Source organism: Enterobacter cloacae complex sp.6700776 (assembly GCF_048284255.1).
Lineage (GTDB): Bacteria > Pseudomonadota > Gammaproteobacteria > Enterobacterales > Enterobacteriaceae > Enterobacter > Enterobacter intestinihominis.
Map to the genome: position 1 here is coordinate 154,540 of NZ_JBLVYK010000003.1, position 13,530 is coordinate 168,069.

Consider the following 13,530-nt stretch of genomic DNA (forward strand, 5'->3'; position numbering starts at 1 on the left):
ATGCTCAGTTATAAGAGAGCTTCATGACTCGGCCAGGATTATAAGTAAAGCATAAAAATGTGGAGTGATAAGCGCACCTGGCCCCGGTAAGCGAAGCGCCACCGGGAAACGTTAAATAGCGCAGTAGCGCAGAAAACGCTGGAGCGAGCTGGAAAGGTGTTTCTGACGATGGTGGATGCACCACAGCGTGCGCACCAGCTTCGGCAGCGGAACGGGGATCTCAACCAGAGAGCCGGTTTCCAGCTGTTCGGCGATCACCCGTCGGGAAAGACAGCTAATGCCCAGGCCATGACGTACGGCATGCTTAATGGCCTCGGAGTTACCTAACTCCATCCCTAGCTGGAACTGCGGCAGATGGGACAGCAGTAGATAATCGACAATCTCACGCGTGCCGGAGCCCTGCTCTCGCAGGATCCACTGCGCCTGCGCCAGACGCTCCAGCGTAACCTCGCCCTGTAGTAAAGAAGAGGCCGGGGAAGCAAACACCACCAGCTCATCCTCAAGCCAGGGCTCCGCAATGATATCGACGTTGTGGCACGGCCCTTCGATAAGACCGATGTCCACGCGGAAATCAATCACCGCGTTAATCACGTCCTGGCTGTTGCCGACGCTCATCTCCAGCGGCAGGGTCGGAAAATCCCGGCGGTAGCGGGCGATCACTTCCGGCAGGATGTAGTTACCGATCGTGCTGCTGGCGTAGACGCGAATAGCGCCGTTGTCCTCGCGGAACAGCTGTTCGATCTCCGTTGCCTGCTCAAGTAAGGCCAGGGCACGCGGATACAGCAGGCGGCCATGTTCGTTCACCACCAGTCGCTTTCCTACCCTGTCGAAAAGCTGGACGCCCAGTTGCCCTTCAAGATCGGTCAAGGCCGCGCTAACGGCGGACTGCGAGAGCGCCAGCATTTGTGACGCCTGGGTTGTCGAGCCGCTTTTCAGCACCTCGGCAAAAACTTCCAGCTGACGCAATGTAATGTGCATGGTTGCTTACCACTTATAAAGATTGATTATAAATATATAATCAATTTTATTTTTAAGCCAGAGCGCCGTAACCTTTAGCCAGACAAAGGAGAAGGTTATGTCAGAAATCACCTTACAACATCATCGTACAGTGTGGCACTTCGTGCCGGGTCTCGCGCTCAGCGCCGTGGTTACCGGCGTGGCCTTATGGGGTGGCAGTATACCGGCTGTTGCCGGTGCAGGGTTCAGCGCCCTGACGCTGGCCATTCTGCTCGGCATGGTGGTCGGGAACACCGTTTACCCGCATATCTGGAAATCCTGCGACGGCGGCGTGATTTTCGCCAAGCAGCATTTATTACGTCTCGGGATCATCCTTTATGGCTTCCGTCTCACCTTTTCGCAGATTGCGGATGTGGGTGTCAGCGGGATTGCCATCGACGTCCTGACCCTTTCGAGCACCTTTTTACTGGCGTGCTTTATCGGCCAGAAGATCTTTGGACTGGACAAACAGACCAGCTGGCTGATCGGTGCGGGTAGCAGCATCTGCGGCGCAGCGGCTGTACTGGCAACAGAGCCGGTAGTCAAAGCCGAAGCCAGTAAAGTCACGGTTGCCGTCGCGACGGTAGTTATCTTCGGTACGCTGGCGATCTTCCTGTATCCAGCCATGTATCCGCTGGTGGCGCACTGGTTTAGCCCGGAAACCTACGGCATTTATATCGGCTCAACCATGCACGAAGTGGCGCAGGTGGTGGCGGCAGGTCACGCCATTAACCCGGAAGCGGAAAACGCGGCGGTCATTGCCAAAATGCTGCGCGTGATGATGCTGGCCCCGTTCCTGATTTTCCTCGCGGCGCGGGTTAAACAGCTGGCTCCTGCAGGCGGCAGCGAGAAAAGCAAAATCACCATTCCGTGGTTTGCGATCCTGTTCATCGTGGTCGCTATCTTCAACTCTTTCCACCTGCTGCCAAAAGTGATGGTGGATATGCTGGTCACGCTGGATACGGTCCTGCTGGCGATGGCGATGGCGGCGCTGGGCGTCACCACGCACGTCAGCGCGCTGAAAAAAGCCGGGGCGAAACCGCTGCTGATGGCGCTGGTGCTGTTCATCTGGCTGATTGTTGGCGGCGGTGCGATTAACCTTGCGGTACACAGCCTGTTGGCATAAACCATCTCGTCCTTCTCCTGTTAACCCGCTATCATAGGCATTTCGGGTTAACAGGAGTCTTTTTATGAAATATGTTGGAGCGCACGTCAGCGCTGCCGGTGGCCTTGCGAATGCCGCCATTCGCGCCGCCGAAATCGAGGCGACCGCTTTCGCCCTGTTCACCAAAAACCAGCGCCAGTGGCGCGCAGCTCCCCTCACCGCGGAAGTGATTGATGACTTCAAAGCCGCCTGCGAGAAATACCGCTATGGGCCTGGGCAGATCCTCCCGCACGACAGCTACCTGATTAACCTCGGCCACCCGGTTGCTGAGGCGCTGGAAAAATCCCGCGAAGCATTCCTGGATGAGGTTCAGCGCTGTGAACAGCTGGGGCTGACGCTGCTGAACTTCCATCCCGGTAGCCATCTGATGCAAATCGACGAAGACGCCTGTCTGGCGCGCATCGCCGAGTCCATCAACATGACGCTGGATAAAACCCAGGGCGTGACGGCGGTGATTGAGAATACCGCCGGTCAGGGCAGCAACCTCGGCTTTAAGTTTGAGCATCTGGCGGCGATCATCGACGGCGTGGAAGACAAATCCCGCGTGGGCGTGTGCATAGATACCTGCCACGCGTTTGCCGCCGGGTATGATCTGCGCACAACCGAGGCCACAAAAAATACCTTCGAGGAGTTCGAGCGTATTGTTGGCTTTAAGTATCTTCGCGGTATGCACTTAAACGATGCGAAAAGCGCGTTCGGCAGCCGCGTAGACCGTCACCACAGCCTGGGCGAAGGTAATATCGGCCACGATGCGTTCCGCTTTATCATGCAGGATCCCCGCTTCGACGGCATTCCAATGGTGCTGGAAACCATCAATCCGGATATCTGGGCAGAAGAGATTGCCTGGCTGAAGGCACAGCAGACCGCTGAACAGGCGGCATAAAAAAAGCCGGGCGCTTAACGCGACCCGGCTTTTTTGTAGGTCGGGTAAGGCGAAGCCGCCACCCGACACCTCTTTTAGGCTGCTTTTGCGACCACTTCCGCTTCCGGACGCTTCAGCACCGCGTAAGACAGACCCGCCACCAGCGTACCGGCAACAATCGCCAGCAGGTAGCCCAGCACCGGCGTGATGGCGCCAGGGATCAGCAGGACGAACAGACCGCCGTGCGGTGCCATCAGTTTCGCACCTACCGCCATGGAGATAGCTCCCGTTACCGCACCGCCGACGATACAGCATGGCAGAACACGCATTGGATCGCGCGCCGCAAACGGGATTGCGCCTTCGGTAATGAAGCACAGACCCAGCACCAGCGCCGCTTTGCCGCCTTCCTGCTGCGCTTTATCGAACTTACGACGGGCAATGATTGTCGCCAGGCCAAGTGCCAGCGGAGGCACCATACCTGCCGCCATGATCGCCGCCATCGGCGCGTAGGTCTGGGTACTCAGCAGGCCAACGCCGAACGCGTATGCCGCTTTGTTTACCGGACCGCCCATGTCGGTACACATCATACCGCCGAGGATTGCGCCCAACAGCACCGCGTTCGCCGTCCCCATGGTTTGCAGCCAGTGGGTCAGACCTTCCAGAATGCCCGCGACCGGCTTACCAATCAGGTAAATCATCGCCAGACCGACCACCAGGCTGGAAATCAGCGGGATGATCAGGATAGGTTTCAGCGCCTCCATACTCTGCGGCAGCTTCAGCTTAGAGCTGATGAGCTTCGCCACGTAACCGGCAAGGAAACCGGCGATGATACCGCCGATGAAGCCAGAACCAGTGCTCACGGCCAGCATACCGCCGATAAGACCCGGCGTCAGACCCGGACGGTCAGCAATGGAGAAGGCGATAAAGCCCGCCAGCACCGGCACCATCAGCGCAAACGCGGAGCCGCCGCCAATCTGCATCAACGCTGCCGCCAGCGTGCCCTGCTCTTTAAAGGCTTCGATACCAAAGGCAAAGGAGAGCGCAATACACAGGCCGCCCGCCACCACCATCGGCAGCATGTAGGAAACCCCGGTTAACAGGTGACGATAGGCACCCGCAGACTCTTTCTTACCTTCGCCAGGCGTCTTAGCCGCACCGGTCGCCTGATAAGGTTTGGCTTCCGCCAGCGCTTTATCAAACTCCTGCGCAGTTTTCTTCAGCGCCAGGCCGGTTGAGGTGCGGTACATCGGCTTACCGGCAAACTTCGCCAGATCCACTTCGATATCGGCCGCCACGATCACCAGATCGGCTTCGGCCACCTCTTCCGGTGTGATGGCATTACCCGCGCCAACAGAGCCGCGAGTTTCAACCTTCACCCACCAGCCGCGTTTTTTCGCTTCGGTTTCAATGGCTTCAGCCGCCATAAAGGTGTGAGCCACACCTGTCGGGCAAGCCGTTACCGCAACAATGCGTTTCGGCCCAGCGGTTGCGACCGGCGCGGCCTCAACGGGTGCGCTGTAAACCGTCGCATGACCTTTTGCTTCGCTCAGAAACAGTTCAGGGTGTGCCACCGCGCGGTTAATATCGCCCAGCCACACTTTTTTGCCGTTCAGGGCGCTGTCCGCGGGGATTTTGTCACCCAGAACAATCGCCATTTCAGCATCACCCGGGTTATCAATGATATCCAGATGCGCTTTTTGTGCCGCCGCGCCCAGCAGGGTCTTCGCCATATAGGCGCGAGCCTGTCCGAGACCGGAGTCAATGATCAGCAGCGTTTTCATTATTCCTCTCCTGCTGTTAGTTAAAAGGTTTTAAGTCAACGCGCGCCATCATCGCGGCTAACTGGGTACGATCGGTAATACCGACATTGCTCTGGCTCACGGCCAGGGCCGCAACGGCGGTAGCAAGGCGTAGGGTATGTTCACTGGATTCGCGCATCAGCAGACCGTAGATCAGGCCGCCAACCATCGAATCCCCGGCACCCACGGTGCTGACCACTTCCATAGAAGGCGGTTTGGCAATCCATTCCCCGGAGGCGTTAACCCACAGGGCACCTTCTGCACCCAGCGAAATCACCACATGAGCGATACCCTGCTCGCGCAGCGCATGGGCAGCGTCAATCACATCCTTTAATTCTGGCAGCTTACGGCCCGCCCAGATTTCCAGTTCACGGCGGTTAGGCTTAACCAGCCATGGCGAGGCTTTCAGACCGGCGACCAGCGCGTCGCGGCTGCTGTCAAAAATAATGCACGGGCACTGGCTGCGCAGGCGCGTCATCCAGTCGGTGAACGCTTCCGGGCTGACGCCGGACGGCAGGCTGCCGCTGACGCACACCATGTCAAACTGGCCCAGCCAGCTCAGGGAATCGGCAACGAAGCGCTCCCAGTCAGCCGGGGTCACTTCGAAGCCGGAGAAGTTCAGATCGGTTACTTCACCGTCTTTCTCGGTCAGCTTAACGTTAATACGGGTACGGCCCTGCACAACCTGAAAACGGTTGGCGATGCCCAGTTCACTGAACAACTGCTGAAAACCGTCCTGGTTGTCTTTGCCAAGGAAGCCGCCAACGGTGACGTCGATGCCGAGATCTTTCAGCACCTTCGCCACGTTAATCCCTTTCCCTGCGGCATGCAGGCCGGTGGTTCGCACCAGGTTAACTTCGCCACGCTCAATTTCCGGGCAGAAGCCCACCAGATCGTAAGCCGGGTTCAGCGTAATGGTCGCAACACGTCTGCTCATTATGCGCCCTCCCCCAGACCGGCCGCGATGGCGTCGCCAATCGCTTTTAGCGCCTGTTCAGCATCAGCACCCTGCGCGGTAAAACGCAGACGATGGCCTTTCTTCACACCCAGCGCGACAACTTTCATCAGGCTGCGCCCGTTGGCTGGTTTACCCGAACCGTCCAGATTGGTCACGGTGATCTCACTTTCAAATTGTTTAATGGTATTCACCAGCATGGTGCCCGGACGGGCATGCAGGCCGTGTTCGTTACGCACCACGTACTCCGCGCTCAGCAGGTTGTCCGTCAGCGCATCGTCGCTGGTCAGCAGGGCCAGCACCGTCGCCGCGTCTGCGTTCAGCAATTTTTCAGCTTTATTGTTCAGCAGCAGATCGCCAAGGCGCTTCAGGACGGATACCGGCTGATCGTCAGCCATGGCAACGGTTACCAGCATCGCGGCGCGTTCGCCGTCTGTCTCAAAGGCAACCGCAGCACGGCTGACCGCGATAGCACTGCGCAGGTTGCCTTCAGCACTGTCGTTCAGCCAGATGCCCTGACCCAGGTTTAAAGGCTTATCATTGATGGTGCGGGTCACAAAGGCGGTATCAGCCGCCCCCACCTCTTTCAGGCGAGCCGCGTTCAGCGCCTGGAGCGTCACCAGATCGGACGCAACGACGTCCAGCATCAGGGTTTCATTATCCAGCTTCAGCGCTTCGCTCTGTTTTTCGCCCATCAGCAGGGCACGCAGCTCTTCAGCAGTGGTGGCGGATTTAAGCTGTTCCGCGACGGCATCATCGCTCAGCACGTGCGTCAGCTGACGCAGCAGGCCCAGGTGTTCGTCACCGCTGGCCGCGATACCGATCGCCACGTAAGCCACCTGCCCCTCGCCCCAGAGCACGCCCTGCGGGAACTGGTAAACCTGCACGCCGGTTTTCAGCACCTGATCGCGGGTGTCCGTGGTGCCGTGCGGAATTGCAATACCGTTACCGAGGAAGGTGGAGGTCTGCTGTTCACGCGCCAGCATGCCGTTGACGTAGCCGTCCGCCACGTTGCCAGCCTGCACGAGCGCAGCGGCGACCTGGCGAATAGCCTCTTCTTTATTCCCGGCCTGTTCGCCCGGGTGGATATCCTGAACAGATAACTGGAACATGATTCTCCTCTCCTGCTGAAATTGAATCGTTTCAGCTTAACTGAGAAAATATGCGCTAACCTGCTTCTACAGGACATGCAAGATAGCGCTGAAACGTTTCAAGAAGTCTTGTCTTTTCTACAAAAGGTTGCAAGAAAAGTTACATTTCTTGTTGCAGAATTTAGAAGTGCAGCACATTTCTTCTTCAATAGGGAGGTTTTTGCTGATGTTCAGCAAACAGGTTCAGCACGCTTCAGCGAAACAGCGTTAAACTGAAATGCTATTTTGATTTATTGTGGCAATCTTGATTTTGCCCTCTGTTTATTTAATGACAGGCGGCGTAAACTCCGCCTCTCTCTGTTACTCGCAAAGACTGAACATGCATAACACCCCCGCTGCCGCCTCACCAAAGCCCTTTGATTTGACGTCAACGGCGTTTTTGATTGTTGCTTTCCTCACCGGTATTGCCGGTGCGTTACAAACGCCTACGCTGAGCCTGTTTCTGACCAACGAAGTCCACGCGCGTCCGGCGATGGTTGGCTTCTTCTTCACCGGGAGCGCCATCATTGGCATCCTGGTCAGCCAGTTTCTGGCCGGGCGTTCCGACAGAAAAGGCGATCGCAAAAGCCTGATTGTTTTTTGCTGTCTGCTGGGCGTTTTCGCCTGCGTGTTGTTTGCCTGGAACCGCAACTATTTCATTCTGCTGTTTGTTGGGGTGTTCCTGAGCAGCTTCGGCTCGACCGCCAACCCGCAGATGTTCGCCCTTGCCCGCGAGCACGCCGACCGCACCGGGCGGGAAGCGGTGATGTTCAGCTCGATACTGCGCGCGCAGGTGTCGCTTGCGTGGGTGATTGGCCCCCCGCTCGCCTACGCGCTGGCAATGGGTTTTGGCTTTACGGTAATGTACCTCAGCGCGGCGGTAGCCTTCGTGGTGTGTGGCGCAATGGTATGGTTCTTCCTGCCTTCCATGCGTAAAGAGCCGAAAGTGGCGACCGGTACGCTGGAAGCACCGCGGCGTAACCGGCGCGACGCACTACTGTTATTCATTATCTGTACGCTGATGTGGGGAACGAACAGCCTCTATATCATTAATATGCCGTTGTTTATTATTGATGAGCTGCATCTGCCGGAGAAGCTGGCCGGGATCATGATGGGAACCGCCGCGGGGCTTGAGATCCCCACCATGCTGATTGCGGGCTATTACGCGAAGCGCTTCGGCAAGCGCTTTTTGATGCGCATCGCCGCCGTTGCCGGGCTGCTGTTTTATGTCGGCATGCTGACGGTCCATACGCCAGCGCTGCTTCTTGCTTTACAGCTGCTGAACGCCATTTATATCGGCATTCTGGCCGGTATCGGCATGCTCTACTTCCAGGATCTGATGCCGGGTCAGGCAGGCGCTGCCACCACCCTTTATACTAATACCACCCGCGTGGGCTGGATTATTGCAGGCTCACTGGCGGGCGTTGTGGCTGAAATCTGGAACTATCATACGGTGTTCTGGATTGCGCTGGTGATGTGCGTCCTGACGCTGAGCTGCCTGACGCGAATTAAGGACGTTTAAGGCGCGGTGAGCGCTTCCAGCTCAAGCAGATAAGTGATGGCCTGCTGGCGCGTACTGCCGCACATTTCGGCGTCAGGCTGGAGCCCGGAGCACACCTTCGGGCGTAAAGGCGAGCCAAATATCATGCACAGGTTAGATTCAGAGAGCTGAACGCAGCGGGTATTGGCAGGCTTGCCTTGTGGCATGCCTGGAATGGGGCTTGAGATGGACGGTGCGGTACAGCACGCGCCACAGTCGGAACGACAATCCATACATGCTCTCTGTTGGTGGCAGATGCCCGCGCAGTCGGGCATTGCGCGCACAGTAACACCTTTTATGTATTGATAGCAAAACCCACGAATTCCGCTTGCCTGAAAGGCCGCGCGCGAGTAATTTGGCGCGATATTTTTTACCTCCCGTAAACAGGATTACTGCAATGCCAAGAGCGAACGAAATCAAGAAAGGTATGGTACTGAATTACAACGGCAAACTGCTGATTGTGAAAGATATCGACATTCAGGCACCCAGCGCCCGTGGCGCAGCAACGCTGTATAAAATGCGTTTCTCCGATGTCCGTACCGGCCTGAAAGTGGAAGAACGTTTTAAAGGCGACGATATCGTGGATACCGTGACCCTGACCCGTCGCTACGTTGATTTTTCTTATATCGACGGCAACGAATACGTGTTCATGGATAAAGAAGATTACACCCCGTATATCTTCACCAAAGATCAGATCGAAGAAGAGCTGCTGTTTATTCCTGAAGGTGGAATGCCGGACATGCAGGTGCTGACCTGGGATGGCGTGCTGCTGGCGCTGGAGCTGCCGCAGACCGTTGATCTGGAAATCGTTGAAACGGCACCGGGCATCAAAGGCGCGTCTGCAAGCGCGCGTAACAAACCGGCTACCCTGACTACCGGTCTGGTCGTACAGGTGCCAGAATACCTGTCAGCGGGCGAGAAAATCCGTATCCATATCGAAGAAAAACGCTATATGGGTCGCGCTGACTGATTGTGGCGTTTGCCGGGTGGCGGCTGCGCCTTACCCGGCCTACAAAAACACAAAAACCGGCCTCAGAGCCGGTTTTTCGTAGGCCCGGTAAGCGTAGCGCCACCGGGCAATCAGGCTTACAGAAGCTCTGGATACTTCGTCATTTTCAGCGCCAGCTCGATACCGCGCACTTCCGCCATCCCTTTCAGACGGCCAATCGCCGAATACCCTGGATTCGTTTTCTTGCGCAGATCGTCCAGCATCTGATGCCCGTGATCCGGACGGAACGGGATAGGACGTAGATCCCCCGCCTGCTTACGACGTACTTCTTCAGAGAGAATGGCATCCACCACCGCAACCATGTTCACGTCGCCGCCAAGGTGGGCTGCTTCATGGAAGGTTTTTGGATTCTCTTCACGGCAGGTTGCACGCAGGTGAGTGAAATGAATGCGATCCCCAAAGGTTTCGATCATCCGCACCAGATCGTTATCCGCACGCACGCCATAAGAGCCCGTACACATGGTAAAGCCGTTGTAGATGCTGTCCACCGTCTCTTTTAGCCACTGCATATCCTCAATGGTCGACACGATACGCGGCAGGCCAAGGATTGGACGCGGAGGATCGTCCGGATGAACCGCCAGCCGCACGCCCGCTTCTTCTGCCACCGGCACGATAGCGCGCAGGAAGTGCGCCATGTTTTCACGCAGCTGGTTTTTATCGATATCGCCATATTCCGCCAGGCGAGCGCGGAACTGATCGAGGGTATAGCCCTCTTCCGCCCCCGGCAGGCCCGCGATAATATTGCGAACCAGCTTCTCAATGTCCGCTTCACTGGCGGCATTGAACCACGCCAGCGCCTGCTGCTGCTCTTCGGCGGTGTAGTCTGCTTCCGCCCCCGGACGCTTCAGAATGTGCAGCTCGAAAGCCGCAAAAGCGATTTGATCGAAACGCAGCGCCTTCGAACCATCGGCCATTTCATATTCCAGGTCGGTACGCGTCCAGTCCAGAATTGGCATAAAGTTATAGCAGACGGTATCAATACCGCAGGCCGCCAGGTTACGAATGCTCTGCTGATAATTCGCAATCCAGGTTTCACACTCACCGGAGTGGGTTTTGATATCTTCGTGAACCGGAATACTTTCCACGACAGACCAGGTTAGACCCTTCTCTGCCAGCTGTGCCTGACGCTTTTGGATTTCCTCCACCGGCCACACCTGACCGTTCGGAATATGATGCAGCGCCGTGACCACACCCGTTGCGCCAGCCTGACGCACATCATCAAGAGAAACCGGATCGTTCGGCCCGTACCAACGCCAGGTTTGTTCCATTGCCCCACCCTCTCAAGTTGTTATACCAATATGGATTACCTCAATGACGACTACCATACATGTTTAATCGAAGTGGTCAACACAGCGCGCGACATTGATTGATCAAACTCACATAACCGGGATATTTACGGCTTACCAATTTAATTTGTTGTCATATAACTTTACACTGGCATTGTTAATTAATGGTTAATCAGGTGTGTACTACATGAAGACTATTGCCTCCACCGCGCTTCCTGCTCATGTCCAGCAGCCCCGCTACGATCGCGAGCAGTTACGCTCCCGCATCGTCCATTTCGGCTTTGGCGCGTTCCACCGGGCGCATCAGGCGTTGTTAACAAACCGGGTGCTGAACGCCAAAGGAGGCGACTGGGGTATTTGTGAGATTAGCCTCTTTAGCGGCGATGTTCTCATGCGCCAGCTCCGCGCGCAGGATCATCTGTTTACCGTGCTGGAGAAAGGTGCCGAAGGCAATCAGCCCATTATTATCGGTGCGGTAAAAGAGTGCCTGAACGCAAAACTCGACTCGCTGGCAGCCATTATTGAGAAGTTCTGCGAACCGCAGGTGGCCATTGTCTCCCTCACCATTACCGAAAAAGGCTACTGCATCGATCCGGCGACGGGGAAACTGGATATGCACAACAGCCGCATTCTGCACGATCTTGAGCATCCGTCTGAGCCGCATTCCGCGCCGGGTATTCTGGTCGAAGCGCTTCATCGCCGCCGCGAGCGCAGCCTGCCAGCGTTTACCGTGCTCTCCTGCGACAATATTCCCGACAACGGCCACGTGGTGAAAAATGCCGTTCTCGGCATGGCCGGAAAGCGATCCGCAGAGCTGGCCGGATGGATCGAGGCGCACGTGAGCTTCCCTGGCACCATGGTCGACCGAATCGTGCCCGCCGCCACTGACGCCTCACTCGCGGAAATCACCCAGGAACTTGGCGTTGAAGATCCCTGCGCCATCAGCTGTGAACCGTTCATTCAGTGGGTAGTGGAAGATAACTTTTTCGCCGGGCGTCCGGAATGGGAGGTTGCAGGCGTACAGATGGTTGAAGATGTCCTGCCCTGGGAGCAGATGAAGCTGCGGATGCTGAACGGCAGCCACTCCTTCCTGGCGTATCTGGGCTACCTTGCCGGCTACGCGCACATAAATGAATGTATGCAGGACGACAGCTTCCGCGAGGCTGCCCGCAGGCTGATGCTGAATGAGCAGGCCCCTACGCTGCGCATCACCAACGTCGATCTGACAGCCTATGCTGACAGCCTGCTTGACCGCTTCGCCAACCCGGCGCTACAGCACCGCACCTGGCAAATCGCTATGGACGGCAGTCAGAAGCTGCCTCAGCGCATGCTGGATGGGATCCGCATGCATCTTGAGCGTAACACCGCCTGGCCATTACTGGCGCTGGGCGTCGCAGGCTGGATGCGCTACGTCAGCGGGACGGACGACCAGGGCAACGCCATTGACGTGCGCGATCCGCTGAGCGACAAGTTTCAGGCCATTGTCGCTTCCAGCAGTGACGCAGAACGCGTTAGCGCCCTGCTGACGCTAAAAGAAATCTTTGGCGACGACCTGCCGCAAAACCCTGTCTTTGTCGAGGCAATCACCGGCGCGTACCAACGCCTCGTCCGGCTCGGCGCGCGTCAGGCCGTTATCGAAACGTTAAAAATTTAGCGATTATTGCGTTTAAGGCGAACGGTTTTACGCTCCGTTCGCCCTCCCTCTTCTCAATGCCCGATTTTTTCGTCAGGATGATAGATAGTTGTTACTACATCACAATTATTTATCGGAGCGCACGTGACCAAAACCAACCTGATCACCGGTTTTCTCGGCAGCGGTAAAACTACGTCCATTCTGCATTTGCTGGCCAATAAAGATCCGGCGGAAAAGTGGGCCGTGCTGGTCAACGAATTTGGCGAAGTGGGGATCGACGGCGCGTTGCTCGCCGACAGCGGCGCGATGGTGAAAGAGATCCCGGGCGGGTGTATGTGCTGCGTGAATGGTCTGCCGATGCAGGTCGGGCTGAATACGCTGCTGCGTCAGGGCAAGCCTGACCGTCTGCTGATTGAACCCACTGGGCTGGGTCATCCGAAGCAAATTCTTGATTTACTGACCGCCCCGGTCTACGAGCCGTGGCTTGAGTTGCGTGCGACGCTTTGCCTGCTCGACCCCCGCCAGCTGCTGGATGAAAAAGCGATCAATAACGACAATTTCCGCGACCAGCTCGCCTCGGCAGACATCATCGTGGCGAATAAATCCGATCGCGCGACGGCTGAGAGTCAGGCCGCGTTCAATGCCTGGTGGCAGCAGGCTGGCGGTGGACGTCAGTACGTGCAGACCACCCAGGGCAACATTGATGGCGCCCTGCTCGATCTTCCCCGCCTCAACCAGACGCAACTGCCTGCCAGCGCTGAGCATTCGCATAGCCACGGCGCGAAGCAAGGTCTGGCTGCGCTGAGCCTGCCGGAACATCAGCGCTGGCGTCGAAATCTGAACAGCGGCCAGGGACACCAGGCCTGCGGCTGGATCTTCGATGCCGATACGGTTTTCGACACCATTGGTATACTGGAATGGGCAAGACTGGCGCCGGTTGAGCGGGTAAAAGGGATCATGCGCACCCCGGATGGTCTGGTGCGCATTAATCGTCAGGGCGAGGATTTCTTTATAGAAACCCAGAACGTCGCGCCACCCGACAGCCGGATAGAGTTAATTAGTGCGGTTAATACCGACTGGAATGCCCTCCAGTCAAGCCTGTTGAAGCTTCGTTTAAGTTTGGGCGGCTAACGTTGCCCCTGATTTCACACATTG

General features: G+C 56.9%; 13 protein-coding genes. 7 read left to right on the forward strand and 6 right to left on the reverse strand.

All coding sequences use genetic code 11. The annotated features are described in order from the left end of the window. Positions 1–111 precede the first annotated feature (111 nt). Positions 112–978 carry a DNA-binding transcriptional regulator YeiE gene (gene yieE, locus ACNQ0T_RS06860; RefSeq protein ID WP_017383387.1) on the reverse strand — a complete coding sequence of 289 codons (867 nt, stop codon included), beginning with the start codon at positions 976–978 and terminating at the stop codon, positions 112–114. A 97-nt stretch (positions 979–1,075) separates the two neighbouring features. Here yieE and ACNQ0T_RS06865 point away from each other — a divergent pair, with 97 nt between their 5' ends. Then, positions 1,076–2,122: a YeiH family protein gene (locus ACNQ0T_RS06865; protein WP_023306611.1), complete on the forward strand. Its 1,047-nt coding sequence runs from the start codon at positions 1,076–1,078 to the stop codon at positions 2,120–2,122. A gap of 64 nt (positions 2,123–2,186) precedes the next feature. Continuing rightward, positions 2,187–3,044: a deoxyribonuclease IV gene (nfo, locus tag ACNQ0T_RS06870; RefSeq protein WP_023300589.1), complete on the forward strand. Its 858-nt coding sequence runs from the start codon at positions 2,187–2,189 to the stop codon at positions 3,042–3,044. 74 nt (positions 3,045–3,118) lie between these two features. Here the strand turns inward: nfo and fruA are convergent, their stop codons facing one another. Genes fruA through fruB form a run of 3 tightly spaced genes read right to left on the reverse strand, consistent with a single transcriptional unit; the run spans position 3,119 to position 6,889 of the window. Beyond that, on the reverse strand, positions 3,119–4,804 hold the full coding sequence (fruA, locus tag ACNQ0T_RS06875; protein WP_022648704.1) for a PTS fructose transporter subunit IIBC: 1,686 nt from the start codon (positions 4,802–4,804) through the stop codon (positions 3,119–3,121). 16 nt (positions 4,805–4,820) lie between these two features. Next, entirely contained in the window at positions 4,821–5,759 is a 939-nt protein-coding gene (gene fruK, locus ACNQ0T_RS06880) for a 1-phosphofructokinase (RefSeq protein WP_006811313.1), read from the reverse strand. Then, a complete protein-coding gene (gene fruB, locus ACNQ0T_RS06885; protein ID WP_045308656.1) occupies positions 5,759–6,889 on the reverse strand; it encodes a fused PTS fructose transporter subunit IIA/HPr protein in 1,131 nt (376 codons plus the stop codon). Before fruB ends, fruK begins: the two co-directional genes overlap by 1 nt. Positions 6,890–6,964: 75 nt before the next feature. Here fruB and ACNQ0T_RS06890 point away from each other — a divergent pair, with 75 nt between their 5' ends. Continuing rightward, complete coding sequence (locus ACNQ0T_RS06890; RefSeq protein WP_139152663.1) at positions 6,965–7,144, forward strand: hypothetical protein; 180 nt, start codon at positions 6,965–6,967, stop codon at positions 7,142–7,144. Positions 7,145–7,247: 103 nt separating this feature from the next. Further along, positions 7,248–8,429, forward strand: a complete 1,182-nt coding sequence (gene setB, locus ACNQ0T_RS06895) for a sugar efflux transporter SetB (protein ID WP_032622475.1) — start codon at positions 7,248–7,250, stop codon at positions 8,427–8,429. On the opposite strand, the gene ACNQ0T_RS06900 is transcribed toward setB, so the two are convergent. Further along, a complete protein-coding gene (locus tag ACNQ0T_RS06900) occupies positions 8,426–8,680 on the reverse strand; it encodes a YkgJ family cysteine cluster protein (protein ID WP_048966258.1) in 255 nt (84 codons plus the stop codon). The two genes, setB and ACNQ0T_RS06900, sit on opposite strands and share 4 nt — an antisense overlap. A 164-nt stretch (positions 8,681–8,844) precedes the next feature. On the opposite strand from ACNQ0T_RS06900, the gene yeiP reads away from it, so the two are divergent. Beyond that, positions 8,845–9,417: an elongation factor P-like protein YeiP gene (yeiP, locus tag ACNQ0T_RS06905; RefSeq protein ID WP_003859355.1), complete on the forward strand. Its 573-nt coding sequence runs from the start codon at positions 8,845–8,847 to the stop codon at positions 9,415–9,417. Between the two features lie 116 nt (positions 9,418–9,533). Here yeiP and uxuA read toward each other — a convergent pair whose 3' ends face one another. Then, positions 9,534–10,724: a mannonate dehydratase gene (gene uxuA, locus ACNQ0T_RS06910; RefSeq protein ID WP_417929806.1), complete on the reverse strand. Its 1,191-nt coding sequence runs from the start codon at positions 10,722–10,724 to the stop codon at positions 9,534–9,536. A gap of 205 nt (positions 10,725–10,929) precedes the next feature. Between uxuA and ACNQ0T_RS06915 the strand changes: the two genes are divergently transcribed. Beyond that, positions 10,930–12,396 carry a mannitol dehydrogenase family protein gene (locus ACNQ0T_RS06915; RefSeq protein WP_241512510.1) on the forward strand — a complete coding sequence of 489 codons (1,467 nt, stop codon included), beginning with the start codon at positions 10,930–10,932 and terminating at the stop codon, positions 12,394–12,396. 123 nt (positions 12,397–12,519) lie between these two features. Next, positions 12,520–13,506: a CobW family GTP-binding protein gene (locus ACNQ0T_RS06920; RefSeq protein ID WP_045308657.1), complete on the forward strand. Its 987-nt coding sequence runs from the start codon at positions 12,520–12,522 to the stop codon at positions 13,504–13,506. Positions 13,507–13,530: the final 24 nt, after the last annotated feature.

Bases quoted from the DNA above. Each gene is read 5' to 3' on its own strand.
- setB (WP_032622475.1), top strand. From the start codon at position 7,248: ATGCATAACACCCCCGCTGCCGCCTCACCAAAGCCCTTTGATTTGACG.
- ACNQ0T_RS06890 (WP_139152663.1), top strand. From the start codon at position 6,965: ATGCAAGATAGCGCTGAAACGTTTCAAGAAGTCTTGTCTTTTCTACAA.
- fruB (WP_045308656.1), bottom strand. From the start codon at position 6,889: ATGTTCCAGTTATCTGTTCAGGATATCCACCCGGGCGAACAGGCCGGG.
- yieE (WP_017383387.1), bottom strand. From the start codon at position 978: ATGCACATTACATTGCGTCAGCTGGAAGTTTTTGCCGAGGTGCTGAAA.
- uxuA (WP_417929806.1), bottom strand. From the start codon at position 10,724: ATGGAACAAACCTGGCGTTGGTACGGGCCGAACGATCCGGTTTCTCTT.
- nfo (WP_023300589.1), top strand. From the start codon at position 2,187: ATGAAATATGTTGGAGCGCACGTCAGCGCTGCCGGTGGCCTTGCGAAT.
- fruA (WP_022648704.1), bottom strand. From the start codon at position 4,804: ATGAAAACGCTGCTGATCATTGACTCCGGTCTCGGACAGGCTCGCGCC.
- ACNQ0T_RS06900 (WP_048966258.1), bottom strand. From the start codon at position 8,680: ATGGATTGTCGTTCCGACTGTGGCGCGTGCTGTACCGCACCGTCCATC.
- fruK (WP_006811313.1), bottom strand. From the start codon at position 5,759: ATGAGCAGACGTGTTGCGACCATTACGCTGAACCCGGCTTACGATCTG.
- yeiP (WP_003859355.1), top strand. From the start codon at position 8,845: ATGCCAAGAGCGAACGAAATCAAGAAAGGTATGGTACTGAATTACAAC.
- ACNQ0T_RS06865 (WP_023306611.1), top strand. From the start codon at position 1,076: ATGTCAGAAATCACCTTACAACATCATCGTACAGTGTGGCACTTCGTG.
- ACNQ0T_RS06915 (WP_241512510.1), top strand. From the start codon at position 10,930: ATGAAGACTATTGCCTCCACCGCGCTTCCTGCTCATGTCCAGCAGCCC.